The 24,279-nt window shown below is 41.5% G+C and carries 23 protein-coding genes; 12 read left to right on the top strand and 11 right to left on the bottom strand.

What is annotated here, in order from left to right:
• The first annotated feature begins 91 nt into the window (after positions 1-91).
• On the top strand, positions 92-292 hold the full coding sequence (locus RMX89_RS28975) for a UPF0175 family protein (RefSeq protein WP_322691358.1): 201 nt from the start codon (positions 92-94) through the stop codon (positions 290-292).
• A gap of 77 nt (positions 293-369) precedes the next feature.
• On the opposite strand, the gene RMX89_RS28970 is transcribed toward RMX89_RS28975, so the two are convergent.
• On the bottom strand, positions 370-1,749 hold the full coding sequence (locus RMX89_RS28970; RefSeq protein ID WP_322691357.1) for a PIN-like domain-containing protein: 1,380 nt from the start codon (positions 1,747-1,749) through the stop codon (positions 370-372).
• 489 nt (positions 1,750-2,238) lie between these two features.
• On the opposite strand from RMX89_RS28970, the gene RMX89_RS28965 reads away from it, so the two are divergent.
• The 3 genes from RMX89_RS28965 to RMX89_RS28955 all read left to right on the top strand — a co-directional run bounded on the left by RMX89_RS28965 (position 2,239) and on the right by RMX89_RS28955 (position 4,340).
• Entirely contained in the window at positions 2,239-2,418 is a 180-nt protein-coding gene (locus RMX89_RS28965) for a hypothetical protein (protein WP_322691356.1), read from the top strand.
• A gap of 147 nt (positions 2,419-2,565) precedes the next feature.
• Positions 2,566-3,645: a recombinase RecA gene (gene recA / locus RMX89_RS28960; RefSeq protein ID WP_292865143.1), complete on the top strand. Its 1,080-nt coding sequence runs from the start codon at positions 2,566-2,568 to the stop codon at positions 3,643-3,645.
• A 371-nt stretch (positions 3,646-4,016) separates the two neighbouring features.
• Positions 4,017-4,340 (top strand): thioredoxin family protein, encoded by a 324-nt coding sequence (locus RMX89_RS28955; protein ID WP_099103723.1) that lies wholly within the window; start codon positions 4,017-4,019, stop codon positions 4,338-4,340.
• Here RMX89_RS28955 and RMX89_RS28950 read toward each other — a convergent pair.
• Both RMX89_RS28950 and RMX89_RS28945 read right to left on the bottom strand, forming a co-directional pair.
• A complete protein-coding gene (locus RMX89_RS28950; RefSeq protein WP_289796246.1) occupies positions 4,327-4,560 on the bottom strand; it encodes a hypothetical protein in 234 nt (77 codons plus the stop codon). The genes RMX89_RS28955 and RMX89_RS28950 overlap by 14 nt on opposite strands.
• Before the next feature lie 133 nt (positions 4,561-4,693).
• Positions 4,694-6,544: a S8 family peptidase gene (locus tag RMX89_RS28945; RefSeq protein WP_322691355.1), complete on the bottom strand. Its 1,851-nt coding sequence runs from the start codon at positions 6,542-6,544 to the stop codon at positions 4,694-4,696.
• 118 nt (positions 6,545-6,662) lie between these two features.
• On the opposite strand from RMX89_RS28945, the gene RMX89_RS28940 reads away from it, so the two are divergent.
• Positions 6,663-7,091, top strand: a complete 429-nt coding sequence (locus RMX89_RS28940; RefSeq protein ID WP_322691354.1) for a hypothetical protein — start codon at positions 6,663-6,665, stop codon at positions 7,089-7,091.
• A gap of 276 nt (positions 7,092-7,367) precedes the next feature.
• On the opposite strand, the gene RMX89_RS28935 is transcribed toward RMX89_RS28940, so the two are convergent.
• Positions 7,368-10,253, bottom strand: coding sequence for a choice-of-anchor D domain-containing protein (locus RMX89_RS28935; protein ID WP_322691353.1), 2,886 nt, complete (start codon positions 10,251-10,253; stop codon positions 7,368-7,370).
• 231 nt (positions 10,254-10,484) lie between these two features.
• Positions 10,485-10,646: a hypothetical protein gene (locus RMX89_RS28930; protein ID WP_322691352.1), complete on the bottom strand. Its 162-nt coding sequence runs from the start codon at positions 10,644-10,646 to the stop codon at positions 10,485-10,487.
• Between the two features lie 514 nt (positions 10,647-11,160).
• On the opposite strand from RMX89_RS28930, the gene thiD reads away from it, so the two are divergent.
• The 3 genes from thiD (at position 11,161) to RMX89_RS28915 (ending at position 13,498) form a co-directional block, all read left to right on the top strand.
• Complete coding sequence (gene thiD, locus RMX89_RS28925) at positions 11,161-11,994, top strand: bifunctional hydroxymethylpyrimidine kinase/phosphomethylpyrimidine kinase (protein WP_322673716.1); 834 nt, start codon at positions 11,161-11,163, stop codon at positions 11,992-11,994.
• A 199-nt stretch (positions 11,995-12,193) separates the two neighbouring features.
• Complete coding sequence (locus RMX89_RS28920; RefSeq protein ID WP_322691351.1) at positions 12,194-12,802, top strand: hypothetical protein; 609 nt, start codon at positions 12,194-12,196, stop codon at positions 12,800-12,802.
• Between the two features lie 357 nt (positions 12,803-13,159).
• Entirely contained in the window at positions 13,160-13,498 is a 339-nt protein-coding gene (locus RMX89_RS28915) for a P-II family nitrogen regulator (protein WP_012410794.1), read from the top strand.
• 125 nt (positions 13,499-13,623) lie between these two features.
• Here the strand turns inward: RMX89_RS28915 and rdgB are convergent, their stop codons facing one another.
• The 3 genes from rdgB to RMX89_RS28900 form a co-directional block, all read right to left on the bottom strand.
• A complete protein-coding gene (gene rdgB, locus RMX89_RS28910; protein WP_322691350.1) occupies positions 13,624-14,205 on the bottom strand; it encodes an RdgB/HAM1 family non-canonical purine NTP pyrophosphatase in 582 nt (193 codons plus the stop codon).
• Between the two features lie 82 nt (positions 14,206-14,287).
• Positions 14,288-15,724, bottom strand: coding sequence for a phosphoglucomutase/phosphomannomutase family protein (locus RMX89_RS28905; RefSeq protein ID WP_322691349.1), 1,437 nt, complete (start codon positions 15,722-15,724; stop codon positions 14,288-14,290).
• Positions 15,725-16,664: 940 nt separating this feature from the next.
• The gene (locus RMX89_RS28900; protein ID WP_322691348.1) at positions 16,665-17,144 is read right to left on the bottom strand and encodes a hypothetical protein; all 480 of its coding nucleotides are present in this window, start codon (positions 17,142-17,144) and stop codon (positions 16,665-16,667) included.
• A 125-nt stretch (positions 17,145-17,269) separates the two neighbouring features.
• Between RMX89_RS28900 and RMX89_RS28895 the strand changes: the two genes are divergently transcribed.
• The 3 genes from RMX89_RS28895 to bioF all read left to right on the top strand — a co-directional run bounded on the left by RMX89_RS28895 (position 17,270) and on the right by bioF (position 20,000).
• The gene (locus RMX89_RS28895) at positions 17,270-18,028 is read left to right on the top strand and encodes a sucrose-phosphate phosphatase (protein ID WP_322691347.1); all 759 of its coding nucleotides are present in this window, start codon (positions 17,270-17,272) and stop codon (positions 18,026-18,028) included.
• The gene (gene ruvA / locus RMX89_RS28890) at positions 18,028-18,660 is read left to right on the top strand and encodes a Holliday junction branch migration protein RuvA (protein ID WP_099101282.1); all 633 of its coding nucleotides are present in this window, start codon (positions 18,028-18,030) and stop codon (positions 18,658-18,660) included. Before RMX89_RS28895 ends, ruvA begins: the two co-directional genes overlap by 1 nt.
• 119 nt (positions 18,661-18,779) lie before the next feature.
• On the top strand, positions 18,780-20,000 hold the full coding sequence (bioF, locus tag RMX89_RS28885; RefSeq protein WP_322691346.1) for an 8-amino-7-oxononanoate synthase: 1,221 nt from the start codon (positions 18,780-18,782) through the stop codon (positions 19,998-20,000).
• Positions 20,001-20,223: 223 nt separating this feature from the next.
• Here the strand turns inward: bioF and RMX89_RS28880 are convergent, their stop codons facing one another.
• Positions 20,224-21,216, bottom strand: coding sequence for an NAD-dependent epimerase/dehydratase family protein (locus RMX89_RS28880; RefSeq protein WP_322691345.1), 993 nt, complete (start codon positions 21,214-21,216; stop codon positions 20,224-20,226).
• A 234-nt stretch (positions 21,217-21,450) separates the two neighbouring features.
• Between RMX89_RS28880 and RMX89_RS28875 the strand changes: the two genes are divergently transcribed.
• A complete protein-coding gene (locus RMX89_RS28875; protein WP_322691344.1) occupies positions 21,451-22,167 on the top strand; it encodes a molybdopterin-dependent oxidoreductase in 717 nt (238 codons plus the stop codon).
• 13 nt (positions 22,168-22,180) lie between these two features.
• Here RMX89_RS28875 and RMX89_RS28870 read toward each other — a convergent pair whose 3' ends face one another.
• Both RMX89_RS28870 and RMX89_RS28865 read right to left on the bottom strand, forming a co-directional pair.
• Positions 22,181-22,948, bottom strand: coding sequence for a Uma2 family endonuclease (locus tag RMX89_RS28870; protein ID WP_322691365.1), 768 nt, complete (start codon positions 22,946-22,948; stop codon positions 22,181-22,183).
• 62 nt (positions 22,949-23,010) lie between these two features.
• Positions 23,011-23,892, bottom strand: coding sequence for a GNAT family N-acetyltransferase (locus RMX89_RS28865; protein WP_322685086.1), 882 nt, complete (start codon positions 23,890-23,892; stop codon positions 23,011-23,013).
• Positions 23,893-24,279: the final 387 nt, after the last annotated feature.

Below are 24,279 nucleotides of genomic sequence, written 5' to 3'. Positions count from 1 at the left end.
AACAAATGACTATTCTCATCTCAATTTTGGCTTAACAGAACTTGCTGCTCGTTTATGTAAATAAAATAGTTATGTAGAGAAGAATTCAGCAATGAACATCGTTATTTATGATCAAATTTTAGCTGCAACCCGCATAGCTGAGATTGAACTGAAAAAAGAAATTGCCGCTATGCTTCTTGGGAAAGAAAAACTCACCTTCGCTCAAGCCAGTCGTTTGGTAGAGATGAACCGCATTGCATTTCAGTATCTACTTGCAAAACGTCAAATTCCGGTTCACTATGGTGGTAGATGATTTTGAAAAATATATCAAAAAATTACAAGAGATAGACAGACTGTGATTATTGTTAGTAATGCACCACATTTTAATAGCTATAATGCATCTCTATTAAACTCTGCTAATAGATAAAATTCTGCTGTTGAATCATCTTCATTTTCTAAGTTAGCTACTCCAATAATAAGATTCACGCATGGTGGCAATTGACTATTATTTTTTTCTAATATTTGGATAGTTTGGTGTGCTACTTCTTCATCCTGCATTACGAATACAAAGGTTATTTCATCAAGTGAACCTTCTTTAGTTTCATAATAACCACGATATTTCTGATCTCGTAAAATGGATCGAACAGTAAGTGGATCGCGAAATATTTTGATTTCAAATCCCAAATTTCTTTCTGATTCTGAATCACGAACTATATAATCTGGAAAACCTCGTTTGTTTTCCAGGATACTAAAGTTAGCATAACGTTTTTGAAGCCATATAAGTACAGATTTTGCCGCAACAAGCTCTAATTGCCTAAAAGCTAAACGTCCCTCTAAAGATGCTCTAACAACTTCACGAACTTGGGATATTGATTCATCAGTAACATTGGTATTTAAGAATTCTTTAGAATACTTTAGAAATTGTTCTGAATTATACATATAAAAGAGCTTAGTACCAGCCTCTCTTGAAATTTCATTAACTAATTCAGGACGTGGGCCAATCTTATTTTTACCTTGAGAATCAGTTATCCACCACCAATCTTCTTTTTCATCATCAGTAAGAAATACTATTGATTGAATAGAATCTTGTGATGCTTTATTAATTATTTGCTTCCAAAGTACTAAATCTCCATACTTACGTTGATAAATTACACCACCGTAGGAAAAAATATCGCTTTTGCTATCAGTTTCTTTCTTCTGGTCTTTATATCCTGGTGGTATATCACTCTTAAATCTAATTTCTCCTTCTTGATATATCTTGGTAATTTCTTCTTGAGAAAAAGATTCACCGACTTTTTCTTTTAGTAATTGATCAAGTTGTTCTCTAATTGGATCGCTATCTGTTACTGATAGCTGAGTAGCTTCAAGCTGGTCTAAATTGGCTAGAAAATCAGTGATTTGTTGATCAAGGGCTGAAACAAGTTCATCAGCTTGAATAGATGAGTGTCGCTTCTTTAACTGTAATTTTTCTAGTTCAGAGATCATTGCGGCTCTAGAACTGTCTAGAACTTTACGAACATCTGAAAAACGTTTCTTTTGTTCAGCAATAACAGTAAGGCGGTTTCTTTGAAATTCAAGTGCAGCTTGATATGGAACCCAAAGACGAGGTGCTATACTTTGTAGAACAGTAAAAAGCTGTCTCCGTGCTTCTTCAGGATATCGATACATATTAAGTAGAATATTGGCATCTAGCACAAAAGTTGCTGATTGCCAAATTTTTTGAAAATCTATTTCACTTGGCCTGTAATAACCACTAAATAATTCTTTCATTATAAAAAATATCAAAGTTATGTGACGTTTACTGTTGGTTTATAGTGCCAATATTACAAAGCTAAAAGGCAATCTAACTCTTACTCTTATTCAACTGATATCTATAAAATTACCAGACTGAAAATTTCAGTCTATCTTCCAGCAAAAAGCAATAATTCCCCGTGAATTCATCACTTGCTCAATCATTGGAAATTTAAGTGAACACAAAACTAAAACTGAGCATTTTTTAAGTAAATATATTTAGATTAAAGACAAAAAACAATAATATGAGGTTAGTTGACACAAACAATATAACCCCAACTCAGTAGCTTGTTCAAACCTCTAACTAACAGTAAATCGCCTCACCCCCTAAGCACACTCAAGTACAAGCCAAAATTACAGACAACATCTTGCGCGTGGAAGTCACCCTCAAAGCTTTGAAAATCCCATGATTATTACCTGGAAAGCGTCAACATCTTCGCCTTACCCGATGAAGTCGCTGTAGATGATATGATGATTGCCATAGCGATCGCTCCTAATTTAGCAACCCCCGCAAATGCTCACGAGTCTAGCTCTACTGACAGTGTTGTTAAGTATCTTTTCTTTGAAAACCCTTGCTTACCCAGCCAAAAAGAAGCTATGTCTGAATGTAAGTTGGTATCATTGTGCAGAGCTACCCTAATTTGGTAGCGATCGAGTTACGATCTTGTCACACCCCTTTTTTGATTTGAGAAGTCCTATTCCAGAATTTTCTGGTTAAAATAGTATATCTGTTCTACTCAAACTCCGACACCAACACTCCTTAAAAACATATATTAAGAGGCATTAGAGGCAGGAATGGCTATCAACACCGATACTTCTGGCAAGCAAAAAGCACTGACTATGGTGCTCAACCAGATTGAGCGCAGCTTTGGTAAAGGAGCAATCATGCGCTTGGGCGATGCTACCCGGATGCGGGTGGAAACGATTTCCAGTGGAGCGCTTACCCTAGATTTAGCATTGGGTGGTGGTTTACCCAAGGGGCGGGTAATTGAAATTTATGGGCCGGAAAGTTCTGGTAAAACTACAGTAGCGCTACACGCGCTCGCCGAAGTGCAAAGAAATGGCGGTATTGCTGCCTTTGTTGATGCTGAACACGCCCTAGACCCTACTTATGCTGCGGCATTGGGTGTAGATATTGACAATTTGTTGATTTCCCAACCTGACACGGGCGAATCAGCTTTAGAAATTGTCGATCAACTTGTTCGCTCTGCTGCGGTTGATATTGTAGTTATAGACTCAGTAGCAGCATTGGTTCCCCGTGCTGAAATTGAAGGCGATATGGGTGATGCTCACGTTGGCCTGCAAGCGCGGTTAATGAGCCAAGCCCTACGTAAGATTACTGGAAACATTGGTAAATCTGGTTGTACAGTAATTTTCATCAACCAGTTGCGACAAAAAATTGGTGTTACTTACGGTAGCCCAGAAACCACAACTGGTGGTAACGCATTGAAGTTTTACGCTTCGGTGCGCTTGGACATTCGCCGAATTCAAACCTTGAAAAAAGGTACAGATGAATTTGGTAATCGTGTAAAAGTCAAAGTCGCCAAAAATAAAGTAGCGCCGCCTTTTAGAATAGCGGAATTTGACATTATTTTTGGTAAAGGTATTTCTACCTTGGGTTGTCTTGTTGACTTAGCAGAAGAAACTGGCATTATTGTCCGCAAAGGAGCTTGGTATAGTTACAACGGCGATAATATCTCCCAAGGACGAGATAACGCCATTAAGTATCTAGAAGAAAAGCCTGAATTTGCTGAAGAAATCAAGAAACTAGTGCGTGAAAAGCTAGATAAAGGCGCTGTTGTTTCTGCTAACTCTGTCGCTAAAGCTAGTGACGAAGATGAAGAGGAAGAAGTCGATTTAGAGCCAGAAGAATAAGGAATGTGGATTTATTAATCTGCAATTGCTAATAGATGGTGCGTTACAAAGACAGCTAACGCACCTTATTTTTTCAAAAATCGAGATTTGGATATTGTTAAATACAAGCTTAAATCCCGATCGTGAATAGATTTGGACTGATAAACACATCCAACTTGATATTTTGGCGTAGGTGTAGCCCGTCGTAGACACGGCACTGGTTTGTTACCGATAACCCATTAATTTAAACTTGACAACTACTATTAAGGAAAAAGGATAAAAATACTAGATCGGGGTTTTAGCCTGAGATTGACACTAATGACCAGCTATATGGTAATATTTCATGGCATTATGCTAAAAAACTTTGTTTACAATCAAAGAGTAGCCAACCCATGAGTTTAGCTGTAATTAAGTTCTCTTCAGAAGAGTGCGGCATCTGCCACAAAATGTCTTTTTATGACAAAAAGGTGGCTGAAGAACTGGGTTTAGAGTTTATCGATGTAAAAATGCAAGATACGACTGCTTACCGCAAGTATCGCAAGATTTTATTGACTCAATATCCCGATAAATCAGAAATGGGATGGCCTACTTACATCCTCTGCAATTCTCCAGAGGGGGAATTTCAGATTGTTGGTGAAGTAAAAGGAGGCCATCCCAAAGGGGAGTTTAGAAGCCGTCTACAAGAGGTTCTAAATTCCACAGCTAATCAGAACTAATTACCTCAAAAGATTTGACCTCTAAGGCAGGGCCAATCATGGCAGTTGTCATGATATCTTCACGCACCTGCCCTTTAACTTTTGCTTTTTGTCCGGCTTTGAGTAGGTCTTTGTCAGCCCCTCTGAGGATTTCGTAAGTAACGCCCTCTTCTGTAACTAACGCCCATGCGCCTGTACCAATATCACGACGTTCGACTGTACCTGTAAGTGTAATGCTCATAACAGTTCTGAGTGCTGAGTGCTGAGTGCTGAGTAAGGAGAGTAGGGAATTGGGAGTTAGGAATTAGGAGTTAGGAGTTAAAAAAATTGATTCTCCATGCGCTATGCCCAATGCCCCATTCCCTATTCCCCATTTATGCTATTTTCTCTTCGTTTTTCAATGCTAAACGAACAAGTCCATAACAGACTAGGGCATTAGCAATGAGGAAGAGGCGTGCTAAGTTACCACTTCCCAATCCCCAAACTGTCGGCTCGAAAAACGCACTTGTAGTTAAGCACGCTGCTACACCTAAAGTTGAACCAATGGCAAACCATTTCCAACTAGGATGTCCTAGTAGCAATGCCATCAACACAATGGGAATCAGTACACTGGCAAATAGGGGATTTAATGCATCAGTTCCCTGGAGAGTATTGCCTAATTCGGGAATTGAACTGCCCAAAACCCGGAAAGGCCATTGGGGAAGATCAAAAATATAGATTCCCTTGAGGAAGAATAACCCAGAACTGCCGGCGATTAATCCACTGGATAAAGACCAACTCCAAGTGAAGGGGAAGTAAACACGTAAAAACCAAGCCAGCAGATAGGAACCAACTACCATTAAAATCTTGGGTAACAGTGCGATCGCACCACCATCAATCCAAAAGCCGGGGTTAAGATAGCCGCTATCCCTTAACCACCGAAAGAAATCTGGAAAACTGATTTGTCCGCTAAAGGCTAGTTTGACTGCTGCTTCTGCATTGAGTTGTCCAGCGCCATAATAGTTCAAACCATCATCCTGAATAACTCGCGCCGACTGTTTGAGGACTTTTAAAACTTCATCTGGTTCTTTGATGCCAGCAGCTTTGATTAATGCCGCAACACCAGCAACGTGGGGAGAAGCCATGCTTGTACCTTGGAAGCCGAGAAATACGCCTTCGCCTTTTTCATCGATGGTTTCTTGGAGAATTTTACCAGCTTCACTACCACCAGGAGCAGAGATATCTACTCCTGCACCAAAGTTAGAATAGGGCGCTCTTTCGCCATCTGGGCCAATTGCCGAAACGCCGATGACGTAGGGATAGCGAGCTGGATAGCTTGCTCCATTGGCGTTTTCATTTCCGGCTGCGGCAATAATAACAACACCTTTTCGATGAGCATACTCGATCGCTTGTTTCATCAACTGGCTTTCACCGCCACCACCCAAGCTCATATTAATTACATCTGCGCCTTTATCAGCAGCAAATTTAATCGCTTCGGCAATATCGGCAACGGTACCACCGCCATAAGAACTGAGTACCTTCAGGGGCATCAGACTGGCTTCGTAGGCAATTCCAGCGACGCCATATTTATTATTTGTGGCTTGAGCAATAGTTCCGGCAACATGGGTACCGTGACCATTATCGTCTGTGGCTTCTTCTCGGTCGTTAACAAAATCATAGCCCTTGACGAATTTTGTCTCATACAAGTCGCGAACCTTGGTAATTCCAGTGTCAATAACTGCAACTGTGATGCCACTGCCTTTGGTTTGACTCCATGCGCCTTCAACACCGATTTTGTGCAAGTTCCATTGCTTGCTGTAATATTGGTCATTAGGGCCAGTTAATGAAGGACTTGCTTCTTCATCTTCTTGGGGTGTTAAAAATTCACCTAGCCAAGCGGTTTTACCTGGTTGTGGAATCTTGTTGTAGATATAGTTTGGTTCAATGAATTCTGTCGCTTGGGCAAACTGAGATTTTTTCAGTTCTTGGAGCCGTTGGCGATCGCCCTTGATAATATACACATTATCTTTTTTGGAAAACTTGTTGTCTAATTGGGGTGTAACGTTGTATTGTTTGGCGATCGCTTGCAAATCCTGTTCCACTACAAGTGATGGAATATCTTCCCGAAAATCAAGCAAAATCGTCTCAAACTCTCCTTTAGCTGCCAATCCCTGAAAATTCAGGAAACCAAATATGGCAGATCCCAGCCCAATGACAAACAAGCACCATAATATAAGCTTTCTCATATTAACTCATCACCGCTTTTTGCCAGTTTGCTCATACCATAACTTATTTGCATCACTTGTTGGTAGATTTTGCACTTTTAGTTACAAGTTTTATTCAGGAATCAGGATTTTTTTAACAATGGAACGTGGTCTTTTGTGGTTGCCTCTGTTAGTAATGTTTTTCTGGTTAGCTTGGCAAGGCTCGAAGGAGTATCAAAAAGTCGAAGCCTATCGCACTTGGGCAGAGCAATTTGAACGGGCTAAATATGATATTTATGCTGTATTGGCTCAAAAAGGCAATAATATAACTTGGGGAAAACCCACGCCTCAAGGGCCGATTAAACTAGAAACATTCTCCTTGCTTGATATCAAACAAATCCAGGTTTTAGTAGATAAAAAATTAGTAGATGTAAACAATCCACCGGAGAAAGGTCGTTCCATAGAATTAGAATTTCTATTTTCCGAATCTGCTAACTCAGTGCGGGTTCCGTTTACAGAAATCCCTTTGGCAGCAGAATGGGGAAAGTTTTTGCAGGGGCTATTACAAGAGTTGCGATCGCAACCATAGCAGTAGTTATATTACAACTATAAGTTCCAAATAATACGGCTATTTCTGGTCAAAAAGTTAGATCGCTAGTGATGATATTATTCATGGACAACGACATTTTTATTGGAAAGATGTTTTTTGGAATGGCTTTTACTTGACTACCATTTATTAAACATCTCCATAAATTCAATAATTGTTAGGTGAAGGCTGGGAAAAGGGGAAAGGTTAAAGGAGTAAACATCTTTTCCCTTTCCCCCTTGCCCTTAAAAGAGCCAAGTTACGAAAGCGAACTACTAACTATGCTTGAATGATAAAGTCAGAGGCAGTAACATAGGGCGCACCAGTAAGTTGTGCAAATTGACCACCACTGCCGAAACCAGCAGCACTGCCATTTTGATTGTAAAATAACTGCCCAGTCATACGGTCGTAGACAATTACAGCATTGCTAAGTGCCCCTGAACTGCTGATTTGAAAATCACTAGCGTTACTAAAACCCGTTCCCCCAACAGAAGTAATAGCAGTAAAGGTAGTCTTATCGAGGACAATCTTATCACCTTGAGAGCGATTGAAGTCAGCGATAGTATCAATACCCACAACCGCACTATTAAAGATGGAATTGGTGTTGTAGAGGAAAGAGTCAGCACCGATGCCACCCACAAGAGTATCATTGCCTTGTCCACCAATGAGAAGATCGTTGCCAGTACCACCCCGCAGTAGGTCGTCACCACCACTGCCATCGATGGTATCATTACCCCCTTGACCATTAATCACATCGTTGGAAGCGTAAAAACCGCTGATGTTATTGTTCAAGTCATTGAGGAAAGTGACAGTGTTTGTTGTAGAAATATATGTTTGAGTGGAGTTGGCATTAATCACATCAAAGCTTTTGGTAACACTGTCTTCTCCGTCAAAGATGATATTGCCAATGGCAGGTCTTGTTGTCGATGCGGCTAAGTTGTCTAGGTTTTCTAACTTAAAGTTTTGCAGAGTGACTTTAGTATTAGCCACATTTCCAAAGCTGACTTCTAAATTGCTGCCATTTTGAGTTAATTGCAGATTTCTCGCAGTCAATTCAGTCCCAATAAATTGTAAGGTATCTATCTTGGCAATGACCGTAGCCGGAGGATTTGAGCCAGTACCTACACCACCAAAGTTGGTGATGCTGTAATTGCCATCACCTCGTTGGATAACAAAGGTGTCATTGGAGTTGGTACCATTGAGAACTTGAATTTCCGGGGCAGGAGCAGGTCTAACTGTGCCACTAATAGCAAAGTTAAAGGGGCTTTCATTACTATCGTTATTGTTTAAACTCAAGTTGCCACTATAAGTACCGGCTGTAGTGGGGTTGAGTGCTACCAATATGGTAGTAGAAGCATTACCAGCCACGCTCGTTGGAAGAGTTCCGACCAAACTAAATCCGTCTGGAAGTTTCAGATTACTCAGCTTGAGTATGCCTGTATCGGTGTTCTTGATGGTAAAGGTTTTGGTTAAGCTGTCACCAACAGTCGTTTCACCAAAGTTAATGGCAGTGGTGTTGCCATCTGTAATGTTAACATTGCCATCGAGAACTTGAATTTCTGGAGCATTAACTGTGCCACTAATGGCAAAGTCAAAGTGGCTTTCATTAATATCGTTGTTGTTTAAACTGAGGCTGCCACTATAGACGCCGGTTGTAGTGGGGTTGAGTGCCACCGATAGGGTGGTGGAAGCATTAACAGCCACGCTCGTTGGAAGAGTTCCAACCAAACTAAATCCGTCGGGAAGTTTAAGATTACTTAGGTTGAGTGCAGCTATACCGGTATTCTTGATAGTAAAGGTTTTAGTCAAGGGTTCACCAACAAGAGTCTCACCAAAGTTAATAGCGGTGTTGCCATCTATAATGTCAACATTGCCATTGAGAACTTGAATTTCTGGGGTTTTGGTGGAGTTGCGGGGAGCTTCGTATGCACCAATATCAATGACTGTACTGCCATTACCATCACCATCCTGAGGAGTCTTCTTAGTGATGCTATTGAAGGCATTGGAACCACCATCGATCGCAACACTTCCAGGTTTGAGTGCAAAATTCCCTTTGTCTGCATCAACGAATTGAGGATCTTGACCCAAAAGATTCTGTAACCCTGTAGCGTTTAAATTATCTGAAGCTTGGAATAGGTTCGAGTTATAAACAAGATTGCGATCGAAAATTACATTTGTGTCGTACTTAATTCTGTTAGCATATTGATTGTCGTTTGCATACAAAATGTTGTTGTAGGCACGTACATTTTCCGAGTAAGTAACACTAATCTCTCCAGAATCTGTAAGAACTTGGGCATTCTTGTAAGCTGTGTTGTTGATAACATCAACATTGGTAGCTTTGAAAACATTAATGCCTGCACCTCCATTGTTGTAAGTAATGTTATTTGCAATTAATGCTTTACCTGTATAGGGCACATTATCTTTGCTGATATCGGTAGTATCAAGCATAATCCCATGTCCCTCAGTGATTTTGTCAACGCCTCCATTTTTCCACGGAACTAAACTTTGGTTATCGTAGACAATGTTGTCTCGCAAAATCATTCTGTAGTCAGTGGTATTGTTATCAAAATTAAAACTGTTGAGAGAGGTTATTCCCTGATTGCCGTGAGGTGAATACCAAGCATTTCCAGACACAATGTTTTTCTCAACAGTTATATAGTCTGAATTACTGAATGCTATACCTCCACCTGGAAAGTTACGGATTGTGTTACCAGTGATGACAATATGATGGGGATTAGTACCACCTTCACCATCAACGTTTTTCCATGCATTAACAGCAATACCATTACTATTGGTCAAGGGGTTATTCAGGTTATTCTTCTCTTGCAAGGCATATTCGAGAGTGATGTTTTCCCGATTGCCTTTTATATTAAGTCCTTCAATCCGCACGTAGGATGAACTCAATATATTAATGCCACTTCCCGTTGTTGTGATCGTCGGCGTAGCCCCTGGATAAGCTTTTATTGTTGTCCAGTTATCTGGTGAGCCATTCAAGTTAAAAAGCGTAATCCCTTTCATTTGATAATTTCCATTCATCACATAGAGGGTGTCGCCTGCTTTCATCTCATATACGGCTCTACCCAAGCTGAGAAATGCAGATTCTTCGTCTAAGCCATTATTTCTATCACTGCCTGTTGCAGAAACGTAATATGTATTGCCAGCCATCTGTTTACTCCGAATATGTGTAAGGGAAATTGGTAGTACAATCTCAGCAACTTTCTTCAGTTGCTAAGTAGTTATTTGAATGAGCCATCTATCTGAACTGTTAAGGACAGTCACAGTTATCCGATCGCGACTTAAAATCGCGTCGATTATAGAAACACTGTTGTCAAACTGAAAATTTTTTATCCTGTCAACCGTTAATGGTTAAATCAGGAATATCAATACCGTCAATCGTCAGAGTTTTGTTGAGATTAATTGGACGATTAGCGCGTAGATACTTCTACTCCAGACTTTATCTTTAGCCACTGCGTAGGCGTAGCCCATCGTAGACATTGCTGCTCTTTGTAAACCAGCTTTAGCATCTGTTTTTTTCAATAAAACGATCGGATTTGGCATAGTAATTCCTCTGAACTTTATGCGTTGTTTTAGGTCAGAAGGTTGCCAAATCTGCATGGTAAAATTCACCCTTAGCTGATAACTGGGGACTTAAAGTTAAAGCGATCGAAGTTAAATTGGTTGAAACTTTAGTTAGGTTGACCCTTTAACTTAAGGGGACTAATGTAACAACTTAGTTGAACCTGTTTTAAGCGGTGTAACTGAGCGTTGTGAACTTAGTTAAAACTAACCTTTACAAATAGCACTTGATATCAGTAAAAGCCCGGAACCTGGTAAGTTTTTTTACAACAAAATGCAAAAAATTATGGATATGTCTGCTGGAGTTCTATTAATTTCCAGAATGATATGAGCATAAAAAGCGCTTTGTGCAAGGATTTGATGAAGTTTCTCTAAATAATTCAGAACTCTAAAGTCAGGTTGTGGTGGCGCGCAGGAAGAAAAAGGATTTTAGCCTAGTTCATCAATCTTTGAGATAGTTTGGTTTGATGACACCAACTTACTTAATCTTCATAATATGAACGCTGAAATAAACTCCAGAATACCTGTTGCTTTAACCATTGCTGGTTCAGATAGCGGTGGTGGTGCAGGAATTCAAGCTGATTTACGTACCTTTGCTTTTCACTGTGTCCACGGTACTAGTGCTATAACCTGCGTCACGGCACAAAACACTCTAGGAGTGAAGAGGGTCGATGCTATGCCAACAGAGGCTGTTGTAGCGCAAATTCAGGCAGTAGTTGAGGATATTGGCGTACAAGCTGCTAAAACTGGAATGTTGCTCAATCAGGAAATTATTTTTGCTGTTGCCCAGCAAGTAGAAGCTTTACAAATCAATAATTTAGTAGTCGATCCAGTAATGGTGTCACGCACGGGAGCACAATTGATTGATGATGATGCTGTAAAGACTTTATGCCATGCCTTGATTCCGAAAGCGGTTATGATCACGCCCAATCGCTATGAAGCCCAGATTTTGAGCGGTTTACAAATTAATTCTTTAGAGGATATGCAAGCTGCTGCGGAAATTATTTACAAGACTTTAAAGACAAAGGTTGTTTTAGTCAAAGGCGGAGGTATGCAGGGGGATTTGCGTGGCGTTGATATCTGGTTTGATGGGGACAAGTTAGAAGTTTTGACTTGCCAGCAAGTAGAGACAAAAAATACCCACGGTACTGGTTGTACGCTATCGGCTGCGATCGCTGCTAATCTAGCTAAAGGAAAAGATTTGTGGCAGGCAGTGCAACAGGCAAAGGAATATGTGACTACCGCACTCACTTACGCCCTAGATATTGGCGAAGGACAAGGCCCTGTGGGACACTTCTTCCCATTGTGGGGACTAGGGACTAGAGACTAGGGATTAGAGATTGGAGACTGGGCATTCGGGATAGGGACTAAAGAAAAGTTTTCTCAGTACCTCATCTTCAATGCCCAAATAAAAAATCTTTGCCCTTTCGGTATTTTTCTATTATTCTTGGGCATAGTTTCAGGGGTGACTATCTCTGTTAGCATCTCTGTACGATCTAATTACTTTGATTTTTAATACCAAGCCCCCGATGCGAACAACCATAGGTTCTGTTCACAGAAATTCGCCAACACCGACTACTCAAGCCTATCCTCCCTCTGTACCACTATCTGTATACAGGGAATTGTCAACAGAGTTGCAAGCAGCACAGGCGAGGCTAAATGCACTCACCACCCAAAATCAGCAACTAGTACAAGAAAATCAACTATTACGCCAAGAAATTACCAAAGTCGTTGAGTCTTTTTCTCGTTTGCAAAATTTTGTCGATTCCCATGCTACAGCTAATTATCCCCAAGCTAACCAAGCTTCTGGTGATGTTAAAAGTACTGCTAAACAGCCAGTAACACAAGCGCGTTCACCTCAGCAGGTTTCTCGTTCGCGTCCATCTGTTGTGTCCAAACAACCAGCTAAAAAAAGCCGCCACCAAGACTTTTCTGCACCTGTAATGGAAATGAACTTTCCGATATCAGAACCAATTTTTATAGAAGAGCAGCAAGTCAGTTATTATTCCACTACTGAGCCAGATGTCAAGGGACTCAATGGCTGGTGGTTAATTATTACCATCTTGTTAATCATGCTGACTGCCTTTAGTGCTGGATATTTCGTTGTGCGTCCCTTGTTTGAACATCAGAAACGTTAGTTGACATTCCCACAGTCAGCAGTAGCAGGCTTTCGGGCTAGTATGCAATTTGGCTGCGATCGCTCTCTAAATATCTGAACAAATCTGCTAAATGGTGGAAACAATCTATTTTTAGGTTATAAAAGCTACATAAAATGCTAAATTGACAGCAACTTCTTGATGTTAGAACCTCAAAGATTATCCAATTAATAAATCCTTGCCGCTTGTTATGTCATAAACCCTCAAGTAAAGCACCTACATTTTAAAAAAGTTGTAATTATTACATATTTTTTAGGAAAAGCACTGCTAGTTACAGCTTCGGACAGCGGATCTGGTTAGATATATAAACGAAGCTAGTAGAAGTCAGGAGTCAAGAAGATGAAAAAAGTCGAAGCTATTATCCGCCCATTTAAGCTAGATGAGGTGAAAATTGCTTTAGTTAACGCTGGTATTGTTGGCATGACTGTTTCTGAAGTCCGGGGGTTCGGACGGCAAAAAGGTCAAACTGAACGGTATCGTGGTTCTGAGTACACCGTTGAGTTCCTCCAAAAACTCAAAGTGGAAATCGTCGTTGACGACAATCAAGTTGATATGGTGGTAGACAAAATTATTGCTGCTGCCCGCACTGGTGAAATCGGCGATGGTAAAATTTTCATCTCGCCTGTTGAGCAAGTGATTCGGATTCGCACTGGCGAAAAGAACACAGAAGCAGTTTAAAAAAGTTATGAGTTAAGAGTTAAGAGTTATGAGTCAAGACTAATGAATGAAGATTTAGCAGAATTCATAACTCCTAACAGACGCGATTAATCGCGTCTCTACTCTTAACTTTTGTACAGACGCGATTAATCGCGTCTCTTAACTCTCTCTAATTGCGGAAGTAAAGCTGTAAAAGCCTTGCCTCGATGGCTAATTGACCTCTTCAACTCCCGTGTCATTTCAGCAAAAGTTAATTGCAACTCTTGCACATAAAAAATTGGATCGTAGCCGAAACCACTATCACCACGAGGCACGTGGAGAATTTCGCCGCGACAAATACCTTCAGATTGTAATACGATCGCACCATCAGGACGAGCGATCGCTACTGCACAAACAAATTGAGCTTGCCGATTTACCTCGTTGTCTAATTCTTTGAGTACCCTAGCAATGCGTTCTGAGTCGGTTTTGGCGTAACGTGCAGAATAAACTCCTGGTGCGCCATTTAGGGCATCTACTTGCAAGCCTGAATCATCAGCAATTGCCCAGTTTCCCGTAGCTTTAGCAATTTGCGACGCTTTTAGACAAGCGTTAGCGGCAAAAGTTTCGCCCGTCTCTTCAATTTCCAACTCTTCAGGTTTAAGGGTTAATTCCCAACCAGAATTTTCCAGGTAAGCTTGCATTTCCCGCAACTTACCTGGATTTCCTGTGGCTACTACAAGTAATGTCATAAAAAGTTATCAGTTAGGAGTTAGGAGTGATAAGTTATGAGTTATTAATTCTTAACTCCTAACTCTCAACTCCTCACTAATTTTACTCCGCCCACTGTTTCGCCCAAGCAAGAGTTTGATGCACTTGCTCAATTGTTGAGGCTTCGCAGTAGAGGCGTAAAACTGGCTCAGTCCCGCTAAAGCGAATCATTAACCAGCTTTTATCTGCAAGGCGATACTTGTAGCCGTCAATTGTTTGGCAATCAATCACTGCTTTCCCTGCAATTTCCGTTAAGGGTTGGGTTTGCAGTTGTTGCAAAAGACGCGATCGCACTTCCATATTTGCTAAGGGCAAGTCAATGCGATCGTATGCTGAGGTAAACCCTGTTTGTTTCTGCAAGTAGCGATAATATTCACCTAAATCCAAACCAGATTCGACAATCGCCTCTAGTACGTACAATGCTGACAGCAATGCATCGCGTTCGGGAATATGGCTGCCATAGCCAATTCCTCCCGATTCTTCACCGCCCAGCAACACTTTTGCTACTAACATTCTGTCAGCGATGTATTTATAACCAACTGCTGTTTCAAAGACTGACAGGTTATGTAGTGCTGCTACAAGGGGCATCAAGTCGGAACCACTAACAGTTTTAACTATTTCCCCCTTAAAGTCGCGCCGCAGGGTTAAATGGTCGATTAATATCGGGATTAATACTTGGGAGCTGAGGAAGTTGGCTTCTCCATCTACTGCTGCAATGCGATCGCAGTCTCCATCAAATACTAACCCCACTGTTAAACCCGATTGATCGGTTTCTCGGTGAGTCTTGATGACTTCAAATAGCTTTGAAAGGTATTTCGGCAATGGTTCCGGCGCACCGCCTCCAAAGAGGGGATCGCGATCGCTGTTGATTTCTTTGACTCGATCGCCTAGTAGTTTCGCCAATCCGCCAGCCGCCGCGCCATGCATAACATCGGCAAATAATGTCAGTTTGCCAGATGCGATCGCTTCTCGAAGTTTAGCGATATCAACTTTACCTTCTAGCGCTTGGGTATAACTGGGCCAGGGATCGAACTTCTCTTGCTTGCCTGGGGTAGCTGCTAGTGGTACTCCAACCGACAACTGCGCTTCTATCTCTTTTGTGACTTCTGGCGGTACCGACCCACCAAAATATCCTTTGACTTTTAACCCCAAATATGCACCAGGATTATGGCTGGCTGTAATTACCAGCGCCCCCAAAGCATTGAGTTCTTTTGCTGCCCAACTATAAGCTGGAGTTGGGGCAAAGCTTTCGCTCAGTAGCACATCAAAGCCGACAGCAGAGACAGTATCGGCGACAGCACGAGCAAAGTCTTCGGCCATGAATCGGCGATCGTAACCGACAATTATTGTCCGGCTACCCACCGTAGAAAAATACGTATCATATAATACTTTTGCGGCAACTGGCGCGACCAGGGCTAGGCGTTCAAAGGTGAACTCGTCACCGATAACGCCCCGCCAGCCGTCTGTACCAAACTTGATTGAGTTAGTTACAACTGGCATCTAAGTATCCTAACTGTCTACTTGAGGATTCTAGCATTTATACAGTGTGCAGAGTAAAAAAAGAATCTAGTAAAAGTATGTACTAATAATATTCAACACAAAATTTATGATTAATTTTTTAAAATCTAGGGGTAGCTTGAACAGAGGAATAAAACCAAAGACTAAGCTCGACTTTATCCATTTTTGCCTACGGGCGATCACAAATGTAGGCGATCACCACTCTCAAGAGGCGGAATGTCGGAGGGAGAATCAGTTGGAGTCGAATGTTGTGAAGAGGTGTTGACTACGAGCGCAGGCAGTAGAGGTGGTTAAATTGATTGTATCGTAGTGCATTAAGCCAAAGAGACGTAGTACTAAGTCTCTACATTGTTTTTTGGTGCTAAGTCTCATTCGACATCGCTCAAATTTAAACACTAGTTGTCAAAAATTGAGCGTTTGCAGCTAATGTTCTTCCATGTATAAGAAAGGTTTAAGCATTTGCAGCTAATGTATAATTATTTTTTGGAAAGGCTTAATACTTTGCAGCTAATCTTCTTCCATGTATAAGAAAGGTTTAAGCATTTGCAGCTAATGTATAATTATTTTTTGGAAAGGCTTAATACTTTGCAGCTAATCTTCTTCCATGTATAAGAAAGGCTTAAGTCTTTGCAACAATCATTGAAATGGACTTATAAATTGATTTATTTCCTGAAATATAACAGATATCATAAAAGGCTACAGTGTACACACAAGTCCTAAAAAGCTGGTTTGATGAGGCTTGACTCGTTTCCAGGCTGCGCCTGGGAATGCATTCATTGAGTCTTTGACTCAATGTCTTGACTGGAGGCGGAGCCTCTAATAAGCCATTCCTATGCAGAGCATGGGAACGAGACAAAGACTGCATATTAGCGATCGCTCTTTGAAGCAACTGAGTTTAACTGTGGGAAATTTGTTGATTCAGTTAGGGCAGGGTGGAAATATATGAGTAAAGGGTAAGACCTAAACCAAATACACTAAATATAAAACAAATAGCGGCAGCTAAATTGAGAGAAATGGATCTGTCTTGAGTGACAGTAACCAATTCTTCTTGAGGATTACTAATGAAAGTATTAATCTTATCTACAATTTCTTGAGCTTCAGATTGGAAGGGATAGTAAAAAGTATAAGGTAATTTGCCAAAATTAGTCAAAAGAACAACACAGTAATTGTCGATACCATGATTAAAATAAAATTTTGCTCCTCTAAACTCTTCTAAAGAATAGGTTTCTACGCTTGATTTCCACTCATTTGCAAGAGTTAACTGACAATGAATTTGTGTTTTTCTTTCGCAGGTGAAAGTTGTCACTTTATCTTGCTCAAATAACACTGTAAATGCAATAAATATAAAGAAAATACAACCAAGAGAAAAACAATTTATTAATTTACAAAAATCTGAAGGCATTAGAAGTTGTTTTAAAAGTGGTTAGTCGAATTGAATATCTGACATATTTTGTTTTTAACAAAGAAATATCTTGCAAAAGTCCCTTCACGCGGTAGAATAACGAGATTTTGCAAGAGGTATTAATCATGAAACCATTTCTGTTTGTAACCGATTTAGATGACACCCTCGTATACCGGACTGTGGGCGATGACAGCGCTTTACCAGAACTAAATCAACTGTTGGAGAGACATCGCCAAGAATACGGCACTAAAATCGTTTATTCTACGGGGCGATCGCCTGTACTTTACAAAGAACTCCAAGCTCAAAAAAATCTTTTGCAACCCGATGCCCTCGTCCTATCTGTGGGTACAGAAATTTACCTTGATGGTACTGATACTCCAGACTCAGGTTGGTCAGAAATCCTTTCTCCCGGATGGGAACGGGAAACTGTATTATCTATTACAAAAAAATATCCTCAGTTAGTTCGGCAACCAGATTCAGAACAGCGTCCCTTCAAAGTGAGTTGTTTTTTAGAACAAGAAGTATCTGCGAATCTTCTACCACAACTTGAAGCTGAGTTGCAAAAAGCTAAATTAAATGTAAAGTTAATCTACAGTAGCGGAATAGACCTTGACATTGTACCCCTGACCAGCGATAAAGGTCAAGCAATGCAGTTTTTGCGCCAGAAGTGGAAATTTGCAGCAGAACAAACAGTTGTCTGTGGTGATTCGGGTAATGATATTGCTTTATTTGCTGTAGGCAACGAACGGGGAATCATTGTGGGGAATGCCCGAAAAGAGTTACTCCAATGGCACAATGAGCATCCCGCAGACTATCACTACCTGGCAAGAGGATTTTGTGCAGGTGGAATTATCGAAGGCTTAAATTATTTTGGTCTCTTGTAATGATTAGTTATTTAAAAGGTATAGTCGCTGGTATCCAAACAATTGGCGCTAATCGCGTGATTCTGACTCTGGAAGTGAATGGCTTGGGGTATGATTTGCAAGTTCCCCAACGCCTAGCAAACCAGTTACCAGAATCGGGAGGAGTAACGCAAATTTTTACCCATTTGCAAATTCGTGAAGAAGTGCCCTTTCTTTATGGCTTTGCTTCCCCAGCTGAACGCGATTTATTTCGCCACTTGCTGACTGTCACAGGTATTGGTGCAGCCTTAGCGATCGCCCTCTTAGACACTCTGGAACTACCAGATTTAGTCCAAGCAATTATCGCTGGCAATACACAAATCCTCATTCAGGCTCCCGGTGTCGGTAAAAAAATCGCTGAACGCATCTGTTTGGAACTGAAAAGCAAATTAGTCGAGTGGCGCAAATCAGCCGGGTTCTTCGTCGCCACAGGCGGGCCAGCACCAGGAATTCTCGAAGAAGTGCAAATGACTCTCTTCGCCTTGGGATATACTGCCCATGAAGTCAGTCACGCCCTGCATGTGGTCAGCGAAGACATCGGACTACCCAAAGATGCCTATGTCGAAGACTGGATTAAACAAGCGATCGCTCATCTCAGTAGCGAACAAGTTTAGTTGTCATTTGTCATTGGTCATTTGTCATTTGTTATTAGTTATTCTCCCCCTGCCCCCTGCCCCCTGCCCAATGCCCCCTGCCCAATGCCCCCTGCCCCCTGCCCAATGCCCAATGCCCAATGCCCAATTCCCAATCCCCAGTCCCCAGTCCCCAGTCCCCATTCCCCACCGATCCTTATGCTTGGCTAGAACAGTCGTTAGCAACAATTCATCGGGCGGACTGGTATCGCTCAGTACAACCGATCAGTGGTCGTCCGGGTGCAACGGTGGTTTTAGCTGGGCAAGAGGTAATTAATTTTGCCAGCAATGACTATTTGGGATTGGCTGGAGATGAACGGTTGATGGCGGCTGCAACTGCTGCGATCGCGGAATTTGGGACTGGTAGTACTGGTTCGAGATTACTCAGTGGGCATCGGGAGTTACACAGGGAGTTAGAAGAGGCGATCGCATCTACCAAACAAACAGAAGATGCCTTGGTATTTAGTTCCGGGTATCTAGCAAATTTGGGTGCAATTACCGCTCTTGTGGGCAAGCGCGATTTAATATTTTCTGACCAGTACAATCATTCCAGTCTGAAAAATGGAGCGATTCTTAGCGGTGCAGCAGTGGTGGAATATCCACACTGCGATCTGGCAGTATTAAAAACTCAGTTGAAGCAGCAGCGGCAAAATTACCGACGCTGTTTGATTCTTACTGATACCGTCTTCAGCATGGATGGCGATTTATGTCCGTTGCCTGCACTGTTGGCGATCGCTGATGAATTTAGCTGTATGCTGCTAGTCGATGAAGCTCATGCCACTGGGGTACTAGGAAAAACTGGCGCTGGGTGTGTAGAGCATTTTGGGTGTACAGGAAAGCAATTAATTCAAGTTGGCACTTTGAGTAAAGCTTTAGGTAGTTTAGGCGGGTATGTAGCAGGAAGTAGCGCCCTAATTGACTTTTTGCAAAACCGCGCACCCAGTTGGATTTATACCACTGGGCTTTCACCTGCTGATACAGCCGCGGCTTTAGCAGCAATTAAAATAGTGCAACAAGAACCGCAACGCCGCGCCCAATTGTGGAGGAATATACATTACTTGAAAACTTTGCTGCAACAGTTACCTAACCTGAAATTGCTGCCTTCTGAATCACCCATATTATGTTTTCAATTGCCTAATGCTACAGATGCGCTCAAAGCTGGAAAACAGCTAAGAGATGCTGGCATTTTTGCCCCAGCAATTCGTCCCCCCACAGTGCCCACAAGTCGAATCAGAATATCCGTGATGGCAACTCATGAAGTAGCACATATTGAAAAATTGGTAGCAGTGCTGAAGGATTGCAATATAATTCGTAATTCGTAATGACGCTCCTGCGTCGCTAACGCTGCGCTAACGTAATTCGTAATTACATACTTATTGATAAAGTCTTAAAACCTCCCATAATAGACTTCTTGGCATTTGTCGGGAAAGGGTAAAGGGTAAGGGGGAAAGGAATAACAATAGAGCGAGCAGCCATTCGTCGGTGACGTTGACGGATGGCTTTAATCAAGCTCATCGAACAATTGACTAGTTATTTACCCCTGATTTACTCTAAAAAATAAGTTCCTAACTCTTTTATTCTTTCTACCCAACCTTTCATCTCATCAGCCAGTTTATACTTCCATTGAAGTTGAAGTACTTCTCTAGTATGAGAATCATCAAATATAACTTTGTCTTTGTTTTCAAAGACTGGTGCTATAAATTCTACCTGAGCAGCCTGGGCAAACATTTTTGACACTTGGCTAATACTAAAATTTTCAGGTGCAGCAAGGTAGTGTCCCCCTTTGGAGCCAAATCGCGCTACCGCAATGTAGCAGTCTGCTAAATCTTCAACATGAATCCACGCCGTCATAAAATCTGGTGGAAATGGCTGATAGCCTTGGTATGGTTTCCCTGTAATGAACTGCTGAATTGCAAAATCCCAGAAACTGCCACGAGTTGGTGCTGAACCATACACTGATGAAGGATAGACAATCGAGGCATTACCTTTATTACTGATATATTCTTCTACTAGCACATCTTTCAACACATTTACACCCGATAGTAAATCAAAACATACTAAATATTCGGGTCGTGTATATCCTTTTGGCGGCGGTATTTCTGTTATTCGTCCTCCATTGGCGGTAATCAAAGAGAAATTCCCACTGGTTGTAATTACATGAATATCTGGCGAAACTGCACTAGTACCGTATAAAGTGGCTTCTAATGCTATACGGTCTAAAGCGAATTGAGCTTCTTGGGTTGATTCTGGAGGCATATGCCACGCTACATTAATTACTGTTGTAATATCATGCTTGCGAATTGCTTGTGCAATATCATTGCTGGAAATTTCTACCTCTTGAGAGCGGATTATTTCCTTGCAGAAAGGCTTTATACGCTCAATATCACTACTCGGACGCACAAGTGCCAATGCGGCAAAATCTTGTGTCTGAGAAAACTTTCGGCACAGCGCTCCGCCAATATACCCGGCTGCACCTATAATCAAGACATTTTTAACAGAAGAGCTTTTTTCGGATGAAAATTCTTTGTTGTCTGACATATTTGAAAGTTGTAACTAATTAGGGTTTTTTATGTTTTTAAAATAGCGCTTAAGACAAATTAAATATCCGTTATCAGTAGAAAATAAATGCGTGGGGATTTTTATGTGTGTAACTAACTTACAATCTTTAGGTTGGCGATCGCAAGGCAGATAAATGCGAAATATTGACTTTTACCTTTGCTTTAACCCTTGAATTAGTCAAATTAGTGAAATCTATGTTGCTGTAGAGGTTTTATGAGTCTGATTCTTCCCAAACGTACCCTATCCCGTCGTCGGTTACTGCAAGTATCTGGACTTTCAGGAGTAGGCTTTCTTCTTGGTGGCTGTGGAACAGATTTGTTCTCAGATAATCTGCGGCAAATCTCTGAGCCACTAAACCAAAGTCTTGAAGCACTTCTGCTAACTCAAAAACCTATACCTGAATTTTCTGTCAGTGCCATAGAAGCAGATAAATTGCTGATTAATACCTTTGATTTTACCCCGCAAATCGATCCGGCACAGTTTCGCTTAATAATTGATGGTGAGGTGAATAATGCGATGCAATTGAGTATGGGAGATATTCAAAAACTACCCTTGACTTCAATGGTAATTCGCCATGTCTGTGTTGAAGGCTGGGCTGCGATCGTTCAATGGGGAGGTGTGCGATTACGAGATTTAGTAGCGCTGGTACAGCCGAAGTCAAACGTCCGTTATGTCTACTTCAAATCTGCGGATGGCTACTATGAAAGCTGGGATCTTGCTTCTGCCATACATCCCCAAACTCTCATGGCTTATCAAAAGAATGGACAACCCTTATCAGTTGATAATGGTGCGCCGATGCGCCTAGCATCCCCAATTAAATTGGGCTACAAGCAAAGCAAGTGGGTAACTCAAATTACATTCGTCAGCAATTTATTACCCACTAAAGGCTATTGGGAAGATCGAGGCTATGAGTGGTTTGCAGGGCTATAAAACAGGCAAAAAGCTAATCTAAATCGGGTTCAACACCTAGCGATCGCAATTGTGCAATCAACCGTTCAGCCCGTTGTCTTTCTTGTTCAGCCCGTTGACTTTCTTGTTCAGCCCTTTGACTTTCTTGTTCTGTAGAAGTCAATACCCAGCAGCCTGTCCAATCATACCACCGTAACCAAGGCTGTTCTACATCTTGATAACGTCCCTGCCAAACACCCAAACCTAATTCTAGTTCTGGTATCCAGAAGCGCGACTCTGACAGTGTGATTTCAGCATAACGACCACCGTCTAACTTAAATACCCTTAACTCATATTTGTAGCGATCGAATACTATATAATAAGGCACACGCAAAATCTGCTCATATACTTCCCACTTTGCTGGTGGTTGCTTGATATCCCGCAATGTTTGCCCTAAGTCTTCCTTTTCAGTGCCTGGAGACAGCAATTCTACCACAATAAAAGGCTGAACTCCCTCTTGCCAAACGACATAACTTAAACGTAAATCTCGTTGTTCATAGAGACGGGAAACACCTAAAACGGCAAACCAATCTGGTCGCTTATACCATAGTGGACGGCGCGGATCGTAATAAAGATTCAGATCGCTAGCAACAAATATCTCGTCGCTTGGATAATTTGGTGGACGAAAGGTTTCGTCTAACAGACGAGGTTGCAATAAATGAAACTGATCGGGCAAACCAGGCTCCTCTGGGTCTTCACTAGGAAGATCGTACATGGTTGGCAATACATCTTTTGGCGATCGCGGCGGGTCAGTTTGATACATCATAAAGCAATCCTGATGATGAAACTCTCAGTTCTATTATGATTTAATTGTTTTTAAGTAACTCAACACCTTGCAGAACGCGGCAGCATAAATTTCTCGCCTTCTGCTGCAAATTTACCACGAACCATCAGCACGGTTTCATCAAATGTATGGGTGAATGCTTGCACATCTTTAACATCCAGAAGTTCTGGACTAAAGTAAATCACTACTTCTTCAATGGGTTGAGGGATCTTACTAAGAATATTCTTCAAAGAACATATCTGCGTTGTCACTAAATCGAAAAGATGAAGTCGGTTATCTTCTATCTCCATACAGGCGATTAAATCTAAATCTTCTGCATAATATAAGGGACGACTTCCTTCATTGACACAGAACACAGGTTTTTCGTTGACTACGCCAACTATATTAGAGACAGGAATGCGTGTTTCCAAAAGTCTGTGTAGCAATGTGTAATCTTTAGTATTTGTAAAATCCAGTATTCTGAAGCTATCAGTGCCACCTGTGGAGTTACACTTAATTTTGAAGATGTGTTCTTCGACAACACGAAAGCCAAAAGGTAAGTACAACTCTGGTTGTGGTGTCGTCAGTACCAGGGTTTCATAAAAGCGATCGCGATCGCAATACCCTAGCACTTCCTGCATCACTTCCCGGTAATACCCTCTCCGGCGAAATTCTGCACGGGTAGCTACTCCATGAACTCCTCCGACAGTGAGCCTTTGTCCCATAATTTGCATGGGAATTTCTAACACTCCCACATGGGTAATAGCTATATCATCATGAAAGCGAATAAAGGGAGTTGAAGCTGTTTCCCAGGATGCACCTAGTTTTCTTGCACATTCTGCTAAACTGCTGAGTCCGGGAAATGTGACTTCCATCAAGTCAAAAAGCTTATCGCTTAAGCTGGGATCGGCAGAAAATGACTGTTTGAAACGATACTGGCTCATACTTCAAGTATTACAATCAATTCAGTAAAGACTACAAAATCAATTCCAGCAAATCCAGAAATAGCTAAAATATAAATGGATCGCAAGGGCGTAAGGTGTTGCGCCTCCAATGTTTAACTCAATATTTCTCAATTCTGAGTCTCTTCAAATAAGACTAAGCCATACTTCTCGCCAGTAGGCAAAAAGCCAATTTGTTGATAAACTGCTTGGGCTGCTTGGTTATTAGCACCTGTAAATAGGATGGCACGTTTTACTAAGAGCGATCGCGCATTTATAGCCGTCCCCAGTAGTGTTAGGACATCAACAGACGATCGAACCTAAACACAAAAAGACTTTTCACCCAGTCCCCAGTCCCCAGTCCCCAGTCCCCAGTCCCCAGTCCCCAGT

Source organism: Nostoc sp. DedSLP04 (assembly GCF_034530775.1).
Taxonomy (GTDB): domain Bacteria; phylum Cyanobacteriota; class Cyanobacteriia; order Cyanobacteriales; family Nostocaceae; genus Nostoc.
Note: the sequence above shows the minus strand (reverse complement) of the source record. Positions and strands in the feature narration are given on the sequence as shown.